Origin of the sequence: Nocardia sp. NPDC004654 (genome assembly GCF_040609595.1) — a bacterium.
GTDB lineage: Bacteria > Actinomycetota > Actinomycetes > Mycobacteriales > Mycobacteriaceae > Nocardia.
This window is the reverse complement of record NZ_JBEXKI010000002.1, coordinates 507,408-524,685: the sequence shown is the minus strand read 5'-3', so window position 1 is coordinate 524,685 and position 17,278 is coordinate 507,408. Positions and strand designations below refer to the sequence as shown.

The 17,278-nt window shown below is 67.3% G+C and carries 15 protein-coding genes; 5 read left to right on the top strand and 10 right to left on the bottom strand.

What is annotated here, in order from left to right:
- The 6 genes from rbfA to rimP form a co-directional block, all read right to left on the bottom strand.
- On the bottom strand, positions 1–444 hold the full coding sequence (gene rbfA / locus ABZV58_RS08180; protein ID WP_354999454.1) for a 30S ribosome-binding factor RbfA: 444 nt from the start codon (positions 442–444) through the stop codon (positions 1–3).
- A 48-nt stretch (positions 445–492) separates the two neighbouring features.
- Positions 493–783 (bottom strand): DUF503 domain-containing protein, encoded by a 291-nt coding sequence (locus ABZV58_RS08175; protein WP_067782782.1) that lies wholly within the window; start codon positions 781–783, stop codon positions 493–495.
- Between the two features lie 112 nt (positions 784–895).
- Positions 896–3,910: a translation initiation factor IF-2 gene (gene infB / locus ABZV58_RS08170; RefSeq protein WP_354999453.1), complete on the bottom strand. Its 3,015-nt coding sequence runs from the start codon at positions 3,908–3,910 to the stop codon at positions 896–898.
- A 109-nt stretch (positions 3,911–4,019) separates the two neighbouring features.
- Complete coding sequence (locus tag ABZV58_RS08165; RefSeq protein WP_354999452.1) at positions 4,020–4,298, bottom strand: YlxR family protein; 279 nt, start codon at positions 4,296–4,298, stop codon at positions 4,020–4,022.
- Between the two features lie 188 nt (positions 4,299–4,486).
- Positions 4,487–5,515: a transcription termination factor NusA gene (gene nusA, locus ABZV58_RS08160; RefSeq protein WP_067782429.1), complete on the bottom strand. Its 1,029-nt coding sequence runs from the start codon at positions 5,513–5,515 to the stop codon at positions 4,487–4,489.
- Positions 5,512–6,180 (bottom strand): ribosome maturation factor RimP, encoded by a 669-nt coding sequence (rimP, locus tag ABZV58_RS08155; RefSeq protein WP_354999451.1) that lies wholly within the window; start codon positions 6,178–6,180, stop codon positions 5,512–5,514. Before rimP ends, nusA begins: the two co-directional genes overlap by 4 nt.
- Before the next feature lie 181 nt (positions 6,181–6,361).
- Between rimP and ABZV58_RS08150 the strand changes: the two genes are divergently transcribed.
- Together ABZV58_RS08150 and ABZV58_RS08145 are read left to right on the top strand one after the other, a co-directional pair.
- Complete coding sequence (locus ABZV58_RS08150; protein WP_354999450.1) at positions 6,362–6,988, top strand: hypothetical protein; 627 nt, start codon at positions 6,362–6,364, stop codon at positions 6,986–6,988.
- On the top strand, positions 6,985–7,419 hold the full coding sequence (locus ABZV58_RS08145) for a ferritin-like domain-containing protein (protein ID WP_354999449.1): 435 nt from the start codon (positions 6,985–6,987) through the stop codon (positions 7,417–7,419). The genes ABZV58_RS08150 and ABZV58_RS08145 overlap by 4 nt, the downstream gene beginning before the upstream one ends.
- A 214-nt stretch (positions 7,420–7,633) precedes the next feature.
- Here ABZV58_RS08145 and ABZV58_RS08140 read toward each other — a convergent pair whose 3' ends face one another.
- Complete coding sequence (locus tag ABZV58_RS08140; RefSeq protein ID WP_354999448.1) at positions 7,634–9,385, bottom strand: acyl-CoA dehydrogenase family protein; 1,752 nt, start codon at positions 9,383–9,385, stop codon at positions 7,634–7,636.
- A gap of 233 nt (positions 9,386–9,618) precedes the next feature.
- The gene (locus ABZV58_RS08135) at positions 9,619–11,376 is read right to left on the bottom strand and encodes a proline--tRNA ligase (RefSeq protein ID WP_354999447.1); all 1,758 of its coding nucleotides are present in this window, start codon (positions 11,374–11,376) and stop codon (positions 9,619–9,621) included.
- 135 nt (positions 11,377–11,511) lie between these two features.
- Here ABZV58_RS08135 and yaaA point away from each other — a divergent pair, with 135 nt between their 5' ends.
- Positions 11,512–12,255 (top strand): peroxide stress protein YaaA, encoded by a 744-nt coding sequence (yaaA, locus tag ABZV58_RS08130; RefSeq protein ID WP_354999446.1) that lies wholly within the window; start codon positions 11,512–11,514, stop codon positions 12,253–12,255.
- Between the two features lie 81 nt (positions 12,256–12,336).
- Here yaaA and ABZV58_RS08125 read toward each other — a convergent pair whose 3' ends face one another.
- Positions 12,337–12,972 carry a metal-dependent phosphohydrolase gene (locus ABZV58_RS08125; RefSeq protein ID WP_354999445.1) on the bottom strand — a complete coding sequence of 212 codons (636 nt, stop codon included), beginning with the start codon at positions 12,970–12,972 and terminating at the stop codon, positions 12,337–12,339.
- Between the two features lie 288 nt (positions 12,973–13,260).
- On the opposite strand from ABZV58_RS08125, the gene ABZV58_RS08120 reads away from it, so the two are divergent.
- Both ABZV58_RS08120 and ABZV58_RS08115 read left to right on the top strand, forming a co-directional pair.
- Positions 13,261–13,845, top strand: coding sequence for a hypothetical protein (locus tag ABZV58_RS08120; protein ID WP_354999444.1), 585 nt, complete (start codon positions 13,261–13,263; stop codon positions 13,843–13,845).
- 251 nt (positions 13,846–14,096) lie between these two features.
- Positions 14,097–15,569, top strand: a complete 1,473-nt coding sequence (locus ABZV58_RS08115; protein WP_354999443.1) for a serine/threonine-protein kinase — start codon at positions 14,097–14,099, stop codon at positions 15,567–15,569.
- A 539-nt stretch (positions 15,570–16,108) separates the two neighbouring features.
- On the opposite strand, the gene ABZV58_RS08110 is transcribed toward ABZV58_RS08115, so the two are convergent.
- Positions 16,109–17,275 (bottom strand): hypothetical protein, encoded by a 1,167-nt coding sequence (locus ABZV58_RS08110; RefSeq protein ID WP_354999442.1) that lies wholly within the window; start codon positions 17,273–17,275, stop codon positions 16,109–16,111.
- Positions 17,276–17,278: the final 3 nt, after the last annotated feature.

Sequence of the window (17,278 nt, the reverse complement as noted above, 5' to 3'; positions counted from 1 at the left end):
TCACTCGGCGCTGTCGCGCTCGACCTTGTACGGATCGGCCTCGCCCGCGGGCCGCGCGTTGGCGGCCGTCCTGGCCACCGCGTCGTCGGCGGCCCTGGCGCGGGCCAGCAGCTCCTCCATCTCGCGCGCGGCGTCGGGCACCTTGTCCAGCACGAACGCCAGCGTCGGCGTGAACTTCACCCCGGTTCCCGCCCCTACCTTGGAACGCAGCACACCCTTGGCCTTCTCCAGACCGGCGGCCGCGGCCGCGTAATCCGGTTCGGCTTCGAGGGTTTCACCCATCACCGTGTAGTACACCGTGGCCTCGCGCAGATCACCGGTGACCTTCGCGTCGGTGACCGTCACGAAACGCAGCCGCGGATCCTTCACCTCGTATTCGATCGCGGTGGCGACGATCGAGGAAATCCGCTTCGCGAGTCGGCGTGCCCTGGCTTGATCCACCATGGCCGTCTCCTCCTCACTGTTGTCTGTATTCGGTTGGCGTCGCGGGGCTCAGTCTTCGGGCCCGAAGATCCGGCGGCGTACTGCCAGCAACTGTAACTCCGGGCGCGCCGCGACGTGCCTCTCACATTTGTCGAGCACCTCGGTCAGGTGATCCATGCCGGCACTGACCATGGCCACTCCCAGCAACGAGCGCCGGTACCGATCGTGTTCCCCGCCCTCGGCCGCGCTCACGCCGAAGCGTTGCAACTCGGCCAGTATCGGCCGGATGACCGACCGCTTCTCCTTCAGCGAATGGACGTCGCCGAGCAGGATGTCGAACTCCAGTGCACCTAGGTACACCCACACACCTTTCAGTGTTCTAGGCCGAACCGAACACCGCACCTCGCGCCCGGCGCCCCGCCGTAGGAGCGGGGCCTCGGACGCTGGTGCGGTGTTCGAATACTCGGACCGGTCAGTCGCGCGGCTTCTCGCGGAGCTCGTACGCCTCGATGACGTCGCCCTCCTTGATATCGGAGTAGGTCAGCGTCATACCGCACTCGTAGCCCTCGCGGACCTCGGTCGCGTCGTCCTTCTCCCGCTTCAGCGAGGAGATGGTGACGGTCTCGGCGATCACCACGTTGTCGCGCAGCAGACGCGCCTTGGCGTTGCGCTTGACCGACCCGGAGGTGACCATGCAGCCCGCGATGTTGCCGACCTTCGACGAGCGGAAGATGGCCCTGATCTCGGCGCGACCCAGCTCGACCTCTTCGTAGATCGGCTTGAGCATGCCCTTGAGGGCCTTCTCGATCTCGTCGATGGCCTGGTAGATCACCGAGTAGTACCGGATGTCGACGCCCTCGCGGTTGGCCAGCTCGGTCGCCTTGCCCTCGGCGCGCACGTTGAACCCGATGATGATCGCGTTCGACGCCGAGGCCAGGTTGACGTTGGTCTCGGTGACGCCACCGACACCGCGGTCGATGACCCGCAGGCGCACTTCCTCGCCGACCTCGATACCCATGAGGGCCTCTTCGAGGGCCTCGACGGTACCGGAGTTGTCGCCCTTGAGGATCAGGTTCAGCTCCGAAGTCTCCTTCAGCGCGGCATCCAGATCTTCCAGGCTGATCCGCTTGCGGCTGCGCGCGGCCAGCGCGTTGCGCTTGCGCGCGTTGCGGCGGTCGGCGATCTGGCGAGCGATACGGTCCTCGTCGACGACGAGCAGGTTGTCACCGGCGCCGGGCACCGAGGTGAAACCGACGACCTGGACGGGCCGCGACGGCAGCGCCGCCTCGACGTCGTCGCCGTGCTCGTCGACCATGCGGCGCACGCGACCGTAGGCGTCGCCCGCCACGATCGAGTCGCCGACGCGCAGCGTGCCGCGCTGGATGAGCACGGTCGCCACCGGACCACGGCCGCGGTCGAGGTGCGCCTCGATGGCGACACCCTGGGCGTCCATGTCCGGGTTGGCGCGCAGGTCGAGGGCCGCGTCCGCGGTGAGCAGGACGGCCTCGAGCAGTGCGTCGATGTTGGTGCCCTGCTTGGCGGAGATGTCGACGAACATCGTGTCGCCGCCGTACTCCTCGGCCACCAGGTTGTACTCGGTCAGCTGCTGCCGGATCTTCTCCGGGTTCGCGCCTTCCTTGTCGATCTTGTTGACCGCCACGACGATCGGCACGTCGGCCGCCTGGGCGTGGTTGATCGCCTCCACCGTCTGCGGCATGACGCCGTCGTCGGCGGCGACCACCAGGATCGCGATGTCGGTGGCCTTCGCACCGCGGGCACGCATGGCGGTGAACGCCTCGTGACCCGGGGTGTCGATGAAGGTGATCAGTCGGTCGTCGTCGCCGAGGTGGGTCATCACCTGGTAGGCGCCGATGTGCTGGGTGATGCCACCGGCCTCGCCCTCGCGGACGTTGGCCTTGCGGATGGTGTCCAGCAGTCGGGTCTTACCGTGGTCGACGTGACCCATGACGGTCACGACCGGCGGACGGACCTGCAGGTCCTCCTCGTCGCCCTCGTCCTCGCCGTAGGTGAGGTCGAAGCTCTCCAGCAGCTCGCGGTCCTCGTCCTCGGGGCTGACCACGTGCACGACGTAGTTCATCTCGCTGCCGAGCAGCTCGAGGGTCTCGTCGTTCACCGACTGGGTCGCGGTGACCATCTCGCCGAGGTTGAACAGCGCCTGGACCAAAGCGGCCGGGTTGGCGTCGATCTTCTCCGCGAAGTCCGACAGCGACGCGCCACGGGCGAGCCGGATGATCTCGCCGTTGCCGCGCGGCAGCCGCACGCCGCCGACGGCGGGCGCCTGCATGCTCTCGTACTCGGCGCGCTTCGCCCGCTTCGACTTGCGACCACGACGCGGGGCGCCACCGGGACGACCGAACGCACCGGCCGCACCGCCACGGCCACCGGGACCACCCGGGCGACCGCCGCCGCCACCGGGACGACCACGGAAACCACCGGCCGCGGGAGCACCCGCACCGGCACCGGGTGCACCGGTGCCGCCGCCACCACCGCGGTAGCCGCCGCCACCGCCGGGACGACCGGCGCCACCGGCGCCGCCACCCGGACGACCGGGACGACCCGCACCGGCGCCGCCGGGACCCGGACGGGCCGAACGCTGCGGCATCGCACCGGGATTCGGACGCGGAGGCATCGAGCCGGGGCTCGGACGGGGACCACCGGGACGGGGGCCGCCACCCTGGGCAGCGGCCGGACGCGGACCGGCCTGGCCGGGACCCGGACGGGGACCGCCCTGAGCCGGACCGGGACGCGGTCCACCCTGCGCGGGACCCGGACGCGGGCCGCCCTGGGCCGGACCCGGGCGGGGACCGCCCTGAGCCGGACCCGGACGCGGACCGCCCTGGGGCGCCGGACGCGGGGCGCGCTCGGGCGCGGGCGTCGACGAGTAGGGGTTGTTACCGACGCGCGGGGTCTTGGGGCCGGGCTTCGGCCCACCGGGACGCGGACCACCCTGTGCGGGCGCACCGGGACGCTGCTGCTGGCCCGGACGCGGCGCACCCGGGGTCGGGCGCGGACCGGACGGAGCGGGCGCGGCCTTGGCGGCGGGCGCCGAGTCCTGCGCGGGCGCGGCGGGGCCCGGCTTCACGGCCGGACCGGGGCGCACACCGTCACCGGGACGGGTGGTGGCCGGGCCGGGAGTCGCGGCGGCCTGGGCCGCGGGCGCGGCCGGGGACGACGCGGCGGCTTGCGCCGGAGCCGGGGTACGTGGGCCGGGGCGCGGACCGCCCGCGGCGGGCTTCGCGGCCGGACGGGCCGACGAAGCGGGCCCGGGGCGCGCCCCGGACTTGGCGTCTGCCGCCGGCGCGGACTTCGCCGCCAGCGACTCGCGCAGCCGACGGGCGACGGGCGCTTCCACCGTCGAGGACGCCGACTTCACGAACTCGCCCTGCTCCTTGAGCGTTGCGAGTAGTTCTTTGCTCGTGACACCGAGTTCTTTGGCCAACTCGTGCACGCGGGCCTTGCCTGCCACTGCTCTCCTCACTGAGAGGTCGAGCAGTGCCACCGTTTCAGGGGACGGCGGCCCGCACGACCTCGGGTTATCTCCGATGGACGTTCATCGTTGGTACTTCACGGTGTGCTCATGAGTGCTCGTGCCTGTTCTCGAGGTAATGCTCCAGGGCTGAGATATCCAGATGTCCGGACACTCGTAGTGCTCTGCCGAATGCTCGGCGCCGTTCTGCGGTGCTCAGACAAGACGAAAGGGGGTGCAACCAGGCACCCCTCCCGGGAAGTCTGTGCCGCGGATCGGGAACGATCACGACGATACGGGATCCGTCGCCGGTTTCCCGATCTTGTGCCACGATCCGCAACAGATCGACGGCCAACTCGCGCTTCCGGCATCCGATACACGTGCGCACCGGGGCCGACCGCCGCTCGGAAGCGGGGAGTCGATCGGTGGTGCGTTCGAGCGAAGAAGCCGAAGGCTCGTGCTGAACCTGGGACCACTGTACCGCTGCCCGGCCCCGAACGCCGAACCCCTCCCCCGCGGAAGTTACCAACATGTCATCCCCGGGGCGGGATTCCCTGTTCGCGGTGTGAGCTTCGCTCAACTGCGATGCGCCTCCGTCCGCACGCCGCCGCCCACGTCCGGGGCCGCGTCGCTGCGAATATCGATCCGCCAGCCGGTCAAACGCGCGGCCAAGCGGGCATTCTGGCCCTCCTTGCCGATCGCGAGCGAGAGCTGGAAGTCGGGCACCACCACGCGGGCCGCGCGGGCGTCGGGGTCGACGATAGTGACGGAAACCACTTTCGACGGCGAGAGCGCGTTGCCGACGAAGGCGGCCGGATCCTCGGCGTAATCGATGATGTCGATCTTCTCGCCCGCCAGCTCGCTCATCACGTTGCGCACGCGCTGGCCCATCGGGCCGATACAGGCGCCCTTGGCGTTGACGCCAGGCACGGTGGAGCGCACCGCGATCTTGGAGCGATGCCCGGCCTCGCGGGCCACCGCGACGATCTCGACCGAGCCGTCGGCGATCTCCGGCACTTCCAGCGCGAAGAGCCTGCGCACCAGGTTCGGGTGGGTGCGCGAGAGGGTGATCTGCGGGCCGCGCGGGCCGCGGGAGACGCCGACCACGTAGCACTTGATGCGGTCACCGTGTTCGTATGTCTCGCCGGGCACCTGCTCGGCGGGCGGGATCAGCCCCTCGGTGCCGTGCAGCTCGCTGCCGATGCGCACCACCACGGTGCCGCGGGCGTTGGCGCGCGCGTCGCGCTGCACCACACCGCCGACGATGTCGCCCTCGTGGGTGGAGAACTCGCCGAAGGACTTCTCGTTCTCCGCGTCGCGCAGCCGCTGCAACACGACCTGGCGCGCGGTGGTCGCCGCGATCCGGCCGAAACCCTCTGGGGTGTCGTCCCATTCGGAGATCACGTTGCCATCGGCGTCGAGTTCGCGCGCCATCACCCGGACCACGCCGGTCTTCTGGTTGATGTCGATGCGCGCGTTGGGCTGGTGACCCTCGGTGTGTCGATAGGCGGTCAGCAGCGCCGACTCGATCGCGGAGATCACCGTCTCGATCGAGATCCCCTTGTCGGCGACGATCGCGCGCAGGGCTTCGATTTCGATGTTCATTCCACGATCCCTTCGGTCGAATCGGACGCTGTTACGGGTAGTGCATCGGTGTTTCCTCGGGCATCCGCGGCGTCGTCGACCGCGAGAGCATCGTCGTCGTGCCCCGGTTTGGGACGACCTGGCGTCACCCCGCCCGCCAGCTCCAGCTCTCGCTCGCCGGGCGCGGAGAACTCGACCTGGACGACGGCCTCTGCGATATCGGCCAGCGGCACGTGCACCCGGTGCGGGTTGCGTTTGCCGCCGAGCACCAGCGCCACCGAATCCTGCGCCAGCGCACCGACTCGCGCCTCGAACCGCGCCGAACCCCCCGGTTCCGGTGGTTCGGCCCCCGGTCTGAGCGTGACGCGGACCTTGCGGCCCTGCGCGCGGCGCCAGTGCCGGTCGGCGGTGAGCGGGCGGTCGATGCCGGGGGTCGTGACTTCCAGCAGGTAGGGCGTCTCGCCGAAATCGCCCGCGTCGTCGAGCAGCAGCGAGAGTTCCGAGCTGAGGGTGGCGATGGTGTCGAGATCGGCGGTACCGTCGCTGTCGACGGTGACCTTCACCTTGGCCTGCGCGTCCGCGTGCTTGCCTGCCCTCGAGATCTCGACGCCCTCGAGGTCGAATCCCCGGCGTTCGACGAGCTCAGCAACGAGCTGGCTCACCCTTTCCTCGGTCGGCATCGGCATGTGGGGCGGCTCCTGGTTCAGTTGTGACGCGGTCGGAATTTTCTGTACCGAAGGTCTAGCGTAACGCGCCACGAGAGTGTAAAGGACCAGCGGCCCGAGACATGCGTCCCGGGTGCGCGGCGCGCAGGGCGGGTCGCTCGGCGTGACCGGAGTGGTCGGACCGGTCTGGCACGATGGTGCCGTGCCTCTCCGCCTCCTCGCCCCGCCATCGGCCGGGCGCACCTTCGGCAGCCGGGTCGACCGGCACGCGTCCCAGGACCCCCTAGCGCATCGCGTCCCCCTCGTCGACCGCCGCACCGCGTTGCGGCTCGCGGGCGGCGGAGCGTTCGGCGCCCTCGCGCTCGGCGCCGCGACGGGCTGCGCGGACGAATCCGTATACGAACCCGATCCGCTTGCCGCACAAGAGATCTCGGCCCGAACCGACGCCGCGGCGGCGACCGCGGCGATCGCGCTCGCTCCCCAGCGGCAGGCCGCGCTGAGCACGATCGCGAACGAACGCACCGCGCACGCGGACGCGTTGCGAACCGAGATCGCCCGCGCCGTCGGCGTCTACGGCGACGGGACCACCCCGGCGCGCAAGACCCGGGACAACGCCCTGCCGTTCGCCGCGGTCACGACCGGCCCCGAGACGACAGGTACGGACGTGCCACCGATCTCCCCGCCGAGCCTCGACCAGTTACGCGAGCAGCTCGCCCGCTCCCGCAAATCCGCGGCCGATCTCGCGGTGACCCAATCCGGTTACCGCGCGGGCCTGCTCGCCTCGATCAGCGCGGCCTGCGCCGCACACGCCGGGGTGTTGCTGGCATGACCGACGCCGAACGCCAAGCCCTGCTCGACGCGCTCACCGCCGAGAACGCCGCGGTCTACGCCTACGGCGTGATCGCCGCGTTCGCCTCCGCCGAGCGGGATCGCCTCATCGCCGAGAACACCGCGGCGCACCGGGCCCGCCGCGACACCACCGTCGACGCGCTGCGTGCGGCGGGAGCGAGCGCACCGCCGCCGGAACCCGCCTACACGATGCCGTTCCCGGTGGACGGTCCGATCGACGCGGCGAGACTGGCCGTCACCGTCGAGAAGGACACCGCGATCGCCTGGCGCGCGGTCGTCGAGCACGGCGAATCCGAACCGACCCGCCGCATCGGTGTCGACGCGCTCACCGAATGCGCACTGCGCATGGCCGCGTGGCAAGCGATTCTCGGCGCGAACCCGCCGACCGTCGCCTTCCCCGGCCAGCCCTGAGACCGGCCCGGTAGCCCGACGTTCGCCGCTCGCTCGGCGAGCCGCCCACGCGGCTGAGGTCTTCCAGCTGCGCGACGGTCTTTCAGCTGCGCGCGACCTGGCAGCTTCGACCATCGGTCGCTGGGCGAAGTCCCGACTCGCGCGCCTCGGCCACGGTCCGATCGAGGTCCGAAAGCGGGTGTGGCCGAAAAGTATTCGGCCGCACCCGGCTCGCTCAGGGGCGCATCTCGTAGGCGCCGTCGTAGGACGCCACCTGCGCCCACACCCGGTCGAAACGCTCCCGGTCGACCTCGGGGGTGCGCAGCGCCGCAACCGCCCACTCCCGCTGCGCGGCGGTGGCGGACGCCTTGCCGTACAGGGTGGTGGCGTGCGCGTTGAAGTCGCGGATCTGGAAGTCGAAGATCTGGTCGAGCACGTCGCGGTCCAGGCCGGTGATCGCGGCCTGTTCCAGGATCAGCTGGCCGTAGACCACCAGGGAGAACAGGTGGCCGATGGTGAGCATGAAGTCCAGGTCCTGCTGCTGCGCCTCGTCGGGGGCCGCGGTGGCCATCAGGTCGCGCAGCGCCTTGGCCTGCTCGTAGAAGCGCGCCACGTTCGCGGCGTCGGAGTGCTTCTGGTACACCGGGTTCCAGTCCGCGAACTGCACTCGGCCCGCGCCGCGAGCCGGGCCCTGCCGCCAGAAGAACTCGTCGTCGGCCGCGTCCTGGCGGGTGCCGACCTCGGGGTAGTCCTTCGCGTTGAACAGGTAGTTGGGCAGGAACTTCAGGATCTGCCCGACGTTCACGTGCACCGTGCCCTCGAGCCGGGGCAGGGTGTTGATCAGGCGCTGCACCTCGTTGAAGTAGGTGTTCTTCTCGAAGCCCTTGGCCGCCAGGACATCCAGCAGCAGGGTCATGACCACCTCGCCCTCGGAGGTCACCTTGGACTTGGTCATCGGGTTGAACAGCAGGTAGCGCCGGTCGTCCAGGCTCGCGGTGCGGAAGTAGTCCACGGCGCGGTCGCTGAACAGCTTCATCGCGATGATGCGGCTGTAGGCGTCGACGAAATTGCCACGCACATGCGGGAAGTCGGTGACGAGCTTGCCGTAGAGCACGCGGTTGTTGGCGTGCGTGATGGCCTCGTAGAAGGAGTGCTCCACCATGCCGATACCGCCGTGGCACAGGTTGAACTTGCCGACGTTGACGGTGTTCAGCGCCGCGGAGAACGCCTCGGGACCGGTGTGCAGGATGTCCTCGGCGCGCACCGGGTAGTTCTCCAGCCGGAACGTGCTCACGTACATCTGCTCGTTCACGACGTTGTCGATGAGGTGGTAGTTCTCGTGGCGGCTGTCCGCGGCGAACCAGATGTAGCCGTCGGCGCCCTCGATGTCACCGCGCCGGGAGAACACCGAGACCATGCTGGCCACATTGCCGTTGCCGATGTAGTACTTGGCGCCGTTGGCGCGGAACAGGATTCCGGCCTCGGCGTCGGCACTGCCCGGCTCGGTGGGGGTGAGCACCATGTCGGTGTTGTAGATGTCCGCGCCGTGCGACTGCTCGGACAGCGCGAAGGCCATCACCTGTCCGTCGGCCAGGTCGGCGGCAGCGCGCCGCTTGGCCGCCTCGTTGTCGCTCTGCCAGATCGGGCCGAGGCCGAGGATGGTCACCTGCTCGGCGTACCAGTACGCCAGGCCGTAGAAGCCGAAGATCTCCGAGAGCGCGGCGTTGCGCGCGGCGTCCCAGCGGCGGTTCTCGTCGCCGTCGGCGTACGCCGCGGGGGTCAGGAAGGTCGCGAAGAGCTTCTCCTTGGCGACGAACTCGAGGAAGTCCGCGGTGAACACGGCGTTGTGATCGTCGGCTAGCAGCTGCCGCTTGCCGCGGCTCTCGAACCACTCGATGGTGGCCTTCAGCAGGCGGCGGGTCTCCGCGTCGAAATGCTGCGGATCGTAGGTGGCCGGGTTGAACAACAACGCCTCGGTGTTCGTCATGCCGGTTAACTTACCAGCGGGTAACAGCAGCGTGTGGTGGGTATGTCAGTTAGCAGACCGGCAAATCTAGCCTACGGAAGCGTAAGGAGAGGGCGACTGTCCAACCTTCTCACGCCGGGCGGACCCGGATGCGAGACTCAGTCGAGGCCCGGAGTTTCCGAGACAGTCCGAAAACGAACGCCGCCCCGGTCCCACCGTGGGGACCGGGGCGGCGAACAGAATGCTCGGGCGAATCAGCCGCGGATCTTCGCGACCACCGTCTCGACGGCGGAGCCCGCCGGAATCTCCTCGGCCTCGCCGGTGAAGCGGTTGCGCAGCTCCACCTTGCCCTCGGCCCAGCCGCGGCCGATGACGAGAACCCAAGGCATGCCGAGGAGTTCGGCGTCCTTGAACTTCACGCCGGGCGAGGCGGTGCGGTCGTCGAAGAGCACGTCGAGACCCTGCGCGTGCAGGCCGGACACCACGTCCTCGGCGCCCGCGCGGGCCGCCTCGTCCTTGTTCGCGATGACGACGTGCACGTCGAACGGCGCGATCTCGGCGGGCCAGCGCAGACCCTTCTCGTCGTGCTGCTGCTCGGCGATCACCGCGACCATGCGCGAGATGCCGACGCCGTAGGAGCCCATGATCAACCGCACCGGCTTGCCGTTCTCGCCGAGCACGTCGACCTCGAAGGCGTCGGTGTACTTGTAGCCGAGCTGGAAGATGTGCCCGATCTCGATGCCGCGCGCGGACACCAGCGTGCCGCGCCCGTCCGGTGAGGGGTCGCCGTCGCGGACCTCGGCGGCCTCGATGGTGCCGTCCGGGGTGAAGTCGCGACCCGCGAGCAGGCCGACCACGTGCTTGCCCTCGCTGTCCGCGCCGGTGATCCAGGACGTGCCGGTCACCACCCTGGGGTCGACCAGGTAGCGGATGCCGTTCTCCTGCAACGCCTTCGGACCGATGTAGCCCTTCACCAGGAACGGGTTGGCGGCGAAGTCGGCCTCGGTGAGCAGCTCGACCTCGGCGGGCTCGATCGACGCGCCGAGGCGCTTGTCGTCCACCTCACGGTCGCCGGGGATGCCGATGCCGACGATCTCGGTCTTGCCGTCCGGGTGGCGCAGCTTGACCATCACGTTCTTCAGGGTGTCGGCCGCGGTGACCGGCCTGCCGTACTGCTCGGCGATGCCCGCGGCGTTGGCCCACTCGACCAGCGTGGCGATGGTCGGGGTGTGCGGGGTGTCGTGCACGACGGCCTCGGGCCTGCCCTCGATCGGCTGCGCTTCGGGAGCGGGCGTGATCACCGCCTCCACATTGGCCGCGTAGCCGGACTCGCGGCAGATCACGTAGGTGTCCTCACCCACGGGGCTGTCGGCGAGGAACTCCTCCGAGGCGCTGCCGCCCATCGCGCCCGAGGTGGCGGCCACGATGACGTACTCGACGCCGAGCCGGTCGAAGATGCGCTGGTAGGCCTCGCGGTGCGCGTTGTAGCTGGCCTTCAGGCCGTCCTCGTCGAGGTCGAAGGAGTAGGAGTCCTTCATGACGAATTCGCGCCCGCGCAGGATGCCCGCGCGGGGACGCTCCTCGTCGCGGTACTTGGTCTGGATCTGGTACAGCGCGACGGGCAGATCCTTGTACGAGTTGTACTCGCCCTTCACGGTGAGCGCGAACAGCTCTTCGTGAGTGGGGCCGAGCAGGTAGTCCGCGCCCTTGCGATCCTGCAGCCGGAACAGCGCGTCGCCGTATTCGGTCCACCGGTTGGTGGTCTCGTACGGGTCGCGCGGAAGCAGCGCGGGCAGCGAGATCTCCTGCGCGCCGATGCCGTTCATCTCCTCCCGGACAACGTCCTCGATCTTGCGCAGCACCTTCAGACCCAGCGGCAGCCACGAGTAGACGCCCGGGGCGATGCGGCGGACGTATCCGGCGCGCACGAGAAGTTTGTGACTGGGCACCTCGGCGTCGGCGGGGTCGTCGCGCAGGGTACGCAGGAAGAGGTGGGAGAGGCGGGTGATCACGGGTCCACAGCGTAGTCTCCGGCCACCGCGTCTCCGCAACGCGTTATCCATTTCGGGGCGCGGGGGCCGTGTTCATGATCGCGTCGCGCTACCGCGTCCGGTTCGCCACTACTCGCGCCGGTACCGTATCGCCTCGTGCTGGTGCTGCTACCTCCCTCCGAAACCAAGTCCGACGGCGGCGCGGGCGGGCCCCTGGACCTGGACTTGCTCGCCATGCCGCAGCTCACGCCGGTGCGCGACAAGCTGGTGACCGAACTGGTGCAGCTGGCCGCCGATCCGGCTGCCTCCCGCGCGGCGCTCGGGCTCGGCAAGGGGGCCGACGCCGAGATCGCCAGGAACGCGGCGCTGCGCACGGCCGCGACCCGGCCAGCGCTGGAGCGCTACACCGGCGTCCTCTACGACGCGCTGGACGCGAAGTCCTTCACCAAGGCGCAACGCGCCAAGGCGTACGCGCGGCTCGGCATCGGCTCGGCGCTGTTCGGCGCGGTGCGGGCGGGCGATCCGATCCCCGCCTACCGTCTCTCCGGCGGCTCCAAACTGCCGGGTCTGCCGACCCTCTCCGCGGTCTGGCGCGACGTCCTGCCGGACGCCCTGGTGGCCGAAGCGGCGGGCGATCTCGTCGTCGACCTGCGCTCGGGCACCTACCAGCAACTGGGCCGCGTCCCCGGCGCCGTCACCGCGAACGTCCTCACCGAGCACCCCGACGGCAGCCGCACCGTGGTGAGCCATTTCAACAAGCACCACAAGGGTCTGCTGGCCCGCGCGCTGGTCCTCACCCGCGCCGAACCGACCGACGTTCGCGGTGTGGCCCGAGTCGCGGAGAAGGCCGGGCTGCGCACCGAGATCGCCTCTCCCACCGAACTTCTCATCATCACCTGAGGCGCTCGGGCAGCTTGTCGTCGACTCACCCACGTCGAGAGGTCACAGCGTCTGCGCGGCGTGGCCTGCGAACCGCGGAGCTCAGCGGGGCGGCTCGGCCAATGCGGCGATCTCGCGGCGGAGGTTGCCGCGGGCGGCGGATTCGTAGCGCCGCCTGGCGGATTCGGTGTGGAACAAGTGGGGTTGGCGGGCAAGGCTTTCGAGGACGGCGGCGCGGCCCGCGCGGAAGAGGTCGTCCGGAACGTGGGCGTATTCGGCGCGGACCGCTGCCGCGTACGCGGCATAGCCGGGCTCGTCGGCGGCAAGCACGGCGAGGTCGGCGTCGCACAGGACGCCGCCGTTGTGGTCCTCCGGTTCTGGGTCGTGGGATTTCGTGAGACGCACCAGACGGCCCACTTCGCGCACGAGTTCGGTTGGCGCGCCTATCTTCTCGAGCATCACCTCGGCGAGTTCGGCGCTGAGCTCCTCGTTGTCGGCGCGGTCGACGGCGTACACCGCATCGTGGAAGAACGCCGCGTAGCGCACGGCGGCCGCGTCGTCGGCCTGGTCGGCCAGCTCGTCGATGACGCGGAGCATGGCCGCCAAGTGCTCGACGGTGTGATAGCGCCGGTGCGGTTCGCTGTAGCGGCGCACCAGGTCTTCCCCGACCGGCTCGGCAGCGGGACCGGCCAGCGCCGTCCACCGCTCCAACAGCGCCCGCTCCACCTCAGGTGACATCCGCCCAGTCTTCTCCACGGGAACGCTGGCGACAACGCCTCCGGCAATGGAATTCGTCACCGCACGAACCCATTCACTGTCGCCGCAAGAGCACGGGCCAACCGCGCTGATCGCACCACCGCGACAGCCGACGGCCCACCGACTACCTGCTCGGAAAATGAGATGCGCCGTCCACCACCCCGCCGGTACCGTCACCACAGCGACGACGGGGGGATTCCGAAATCTGGCGTCGCCCGAATTCAATCGAAGCGTCCGGGCACCTCGCCGTGGCGCGATCGGGGAGGACGAATGACCAAGCTGAATCAGATCATCGCGGTGGAGAAGGGCGTCAAGAGCGCCGCGTTGCGCGAGCTCGCCGAGACCCAGAACCTGCTGCAGAAGCCGTCGCTACTGGCCGGCATCACCCGCACCTACCAGCCGAAGGACGAAGAGGGCGAACAGCTTCCGCCGGAGGCGACCCGGGTGCAGGTGAAGTCCGAGGAGGTGCTGCGGCAGACCGCCGCCACGCTGACCCGCCTGTTCGACGTGACCGCGACCAAGGACTGGGCCAACCGCACCGCCGCGGCCGACGTGGTGGTGGACGGCGAGACCATCCTCGACGACGTCCCGGTGCCGTACCTGCTGTTCCTGGAGAAGCAGCTCGCCGAGCTGCTGACCTTCGTCAAGCGGCTCCCGGTGCTCGACGCCGCCGAGGCCTGGGGCTTCGACGATTCCTCCGACACCTGGCGCACCGAGCCGGTCCGCACCATCCGCACCAAGAAGGTGCCGCGCAACCACGTGAAGGCCGAGGCCACCGACAAGCACCCGGCCCAGGTCGAGGTGTACTACGAGGACATCGCCGTCGGCTACTGGACCACGGTGAAGTTTCGTTAGAGGGTGCAGCACTCTGACCTGGAAGAACATTCGAGAAAGTAGCTACTACCAGGGAATTTGACAGGTCTATGATGTGCATCACAACAGCCTCTGCCCAGGTGATTGGTCGACCCGCAAAGTTTCGATACCCTCGGATCATTCGCGCCAACGGATGATCGTAGCCGCACCGCATCGCGCGACGTTTGATTTGGTCGCTCGACCTGCAACGTACCGCGACGAACCGCCAGATAGCTAGTGGCACAATGGCGGTCGTGAAACACATTCATGCCGACGATGGCTCGTGGTGGTCTTACGACGAGATGTCTGAGCCGCTAGGGAAAGGCGCTTTCGGAACTGTCTTCTCTGGCGAGTCGAAGACCGGGCGGGCTGTGGCAATCAAAGTAATCCGACCACAAGCTTATGACGGCCATCTTCTTCCCGCGCGTGAAGCTGAGATTTTCTCGATTGTAAGTAAAACTAGTCCTGCACCGAAGTACGTATTAGTACCTTTTGCTGTGGTAAACGATAGTGAAGATCTGGTTATCGTTATGCCACATGCCGAAATGTCGTTGGCGAAGGCGATCACCGAATCCCCTTTCGACCAGGTTTCTGCGATCACGGCTTTGCTGGACATCGCGAAAGGTATCGATGAACTCGCAGGCATGGGCATACTTCATCGCGACCTGAAGCCGGAAAATATCTTAAAGTTCGGCAATCACTGGGAAGTGACCGATTTCGGGATATCGCGCGATACAAACACGTCAACGGCACCGATGACTTTTACAATCTGGGGCACGAAAGAGTACATGGCCCCAGAAAGATGGATGCAGACACCACAGACAGTCAAGAGCGATCTTTACGCCTTCGGTATCATTGCGTACCAAATTCTTGCTGGCCGATTGCCTTTCGTTGGCACACGAGATGAGGTGCGACGACAGCACCTGACTGTTGCGCCTGCGCCGCTTCCTACTGATATACACCCGAGGCTGTCTCGTCTAGTATTGCGGCTACTTAGCAAGGTGGCGGAAGAACGTCCACCGGATGCGCGGTATGTTGTTGAGACGCTTGAAGAATGCCTGAAACAAGCGCAGTTGAAATTGTCTCCATCCCTGCACAGGCTGGGCGCATCATCGGTGGCCGCCGAATCGAGGAGATTGCAGGCGGAAAGTGCAGTAGCAGAAGCCCGAGAGAAGCAATCAGAAGACGCGCGAATTCGACTTGGTGCATTAATCGAGCTCGATGAGCTCTTCCAAAGATCAGTCGAGGATATTCAACACATCCTGCCGGAGGCTCAACTCAAGACACTGCGGCCACGCATAACGCCTCGTGGTGTCACCTATCCGCCACATGGGTGGGAATTAACAGTGAGCGATGGCGGGCTCCGAGTCGAAGTATGGGAAGTGGTGATAGCGGCGGAGTGGGAGGATTACCCTGACCTTTGTGTCGCTTGCGCAGTTTATCCATACAGCGGATCAGAACGACGGGAGCCTCTCGCGAATATCGTTTGCGAAGTCCGGGGCACCGCTTGCAGCTGGCATTTGGTGACAATGAGACGACGTGGAAAACTGGAGGGAGTGTCTAAAGAGAGTTTTCCGCATGTGTGGAGGAACCTGAATTCCCCCGGTCGCACAATACATACGCAAATCGGCGGTGCCGCCAGCGGCGCTACTAAGGAGCCATTTACCGTCGATTCAATAGCAGATCTACTTGGGCAGGCAATCGATCAGATCGAATACAACAACTAAACGTATTCTATTGCGGCTGCAACCGCACTAATTGAGGTGTGCCAAATCGTAAACTAGCTACGATGGCCAGTATGGCAAGCCCCGAAGGGGTGCGGCAGCACGTTCGCGGACCGGTCTCGACGGCGGTCAGCGATTCGCCATGTGCTGCATGGATTGGGTGTGGTGGTTCGGTCCCTGCTCCTGGTGCTGGGCCAGGGTGCTCCGTCCGGAGCGGAGCGGAGGGCGGGGCAACCCTGGGCGGCGCGCGCATGCGCGCCGCTCTTGAACTCTGTAGAGAGAAATTCGGCAAGTTCTGATCTGTTGGGTTACCGGTTATCTCTTCCTTCTTTCCTGCTGATTCCCGGGGGTTCCCAACTTCTCTCGCTCTCTCCCTAACAGAGCCTTCAAGCTTGCGGCACAACACATTCCGCGAATCAGACCATTGGTTGCCTTGCTTCACGCGACGCGACGGAACGGCCCAGCCCTGGGGCCCGGGGTACCAGTGAGACGGTGACCGGATCCGGCACGGTTAGCCGTCGCGCAGCCGCCAGGCCTTGAGGTCAGGTGGCGCCGGGGTTGCGGCCGTGTATTCGTTCCTGGCGTGCGCGTTCGTCGCGTTCGCGGGCTTCGTGTGCGCCACGTTCGCGGCGTGCCAGATCGGCGGGTGTGATGGTGGTGCGATCGGGGCCCGGCATTGGTTGGGGGCCGCTGAGGTTGAGGACGTGGGTGACTTCCGGTGTCAGTCCGAGGGCGTGGTTTCGTTCGCGGGTCTGTTCGCGGTTGGCGGCTTCTTTGGCGCGTTCCTCGGCGACACGTTCGGCCTCGCGGGCGGTGGCTCCGATGGCGTCGATGCCCCGTACGGTTTCGGCGCGTGTCGCTTCGCGATTCGCGCGCAAGATCGAATCCATCTGTTGGATGTGGTCGCGGGTCAAGCCCGCGGATTCGAGCGCTTGGCGGGCGTGCGTGTTCTCCGTCTCGCGGATGATGTGCAGCTGCTGGGACAGGTTGTTGTGGGTCTGGCGTAGCTGCTTGGTCGGTATCGGGTTGCCGCGTTCCTGGGCTTCTGCCAAGCGTCGGGTCTGCTCGGCTACTTCCTTGGCAAGAGCTTGCTTCTGGTCGGCGAGCACCTGTTGCGGGGTGCGGGCGGGTGGCTGCTTGTCGCGGGCCTGCACCTGTTTGGCGGGGCCGCGTGACTCGCGCTCCTTGGCTTGAGCATTCCGCTCTCGCTGCTCTCGGGCCTTCTCGCCGACACCGGGCAACTCGAGCTGCTGACCGCGTTCCAGTTGCAGCCCTATCGCCCAAATCCTCTGGGCATCACTTCGCGAGATGACCTGATGCGTGAACCGATCCGGGAAGTCGCGCTTCAGCCCGTCGATGAGCTTTTGCACGTCTTTCGCTATGAATTCGCCTTCGACGGAGCGAAGTGTGTGGTGTTCGATTTCCTCCCTGGCGAGAAGGTCTCGTACGACCTCCAGTTGCTTCCTGTCTTTGCGTCCTTCCATCCGGCCAGATTTTTCTTCGATGGTAGAAGTGCGCTCTCGTTCGTCTTTTTCTTTGTCGAACTCGATTTTCTGGCCGCCGGACTCGTACCCCCGCGATTGTTTGACATAACCATTCTCACGGTCGCGGAAGAACCGATCACACCCGTTCTCGAAAACCCGTCCACGTATGTTGTTTTCGACCTTTTCGCGGTCTCTGTCGTAGCCATCTGGCATGGCTTCGCCCACCCC

Bases quoted from the DNA above. Each gene is read 5' to 3' on its own strand.
- nusA (WP_067782429.1), bottom strand. From the start codon at position 5,515: ATGAACATCGAAATCGAAGCCCTGCGCGCGATCGTCGCCGACAAGGGG.
- rbfA (WP_354999454.1), bottom strand. From the start codon at position 444: ATGGTGGATCAAGCCAGGGCACGCCGACTCGCGAAGCGGATTTCCTCG.
- ABZV58_RS08125 (WP_354999445.1), bottom strand. From the start codon at position 12,972: ATGTCACCTGAGGTGGAGCGGGCGCTGTTGGAGCGGTGGACGGCGCTG.
- rimP (WP_354999451.1), bottom strand. From the start codon at position 6,180: ATGCCGATGCCGACCGAGGAAAGGGTGAGCCAGCTCGTTGCTGAGCTC.
- ABZV58_RS08120 (WP_354999444.1), top strand. From the start codon at position 13,261: ATGACCAAGCTGAATCAGATCATCGCGGTGGAGAAGGGCGTCAAGAGC.
- ABZV58_RS08145 (WP_354999449.1), top strand. From the start codon at position 6,985: ATGACCGACGCCGAACGCCAAGCCCTGCTCGACGCGCTCACCGCCGAG.
- ABZV58_RS08140 (WP_354999448.1), bottom strand. From the start codon at position 9,385: ATGACGAACACCGAGGCGTTGTTGTTCAACCCGGCCACCTACGATCCG.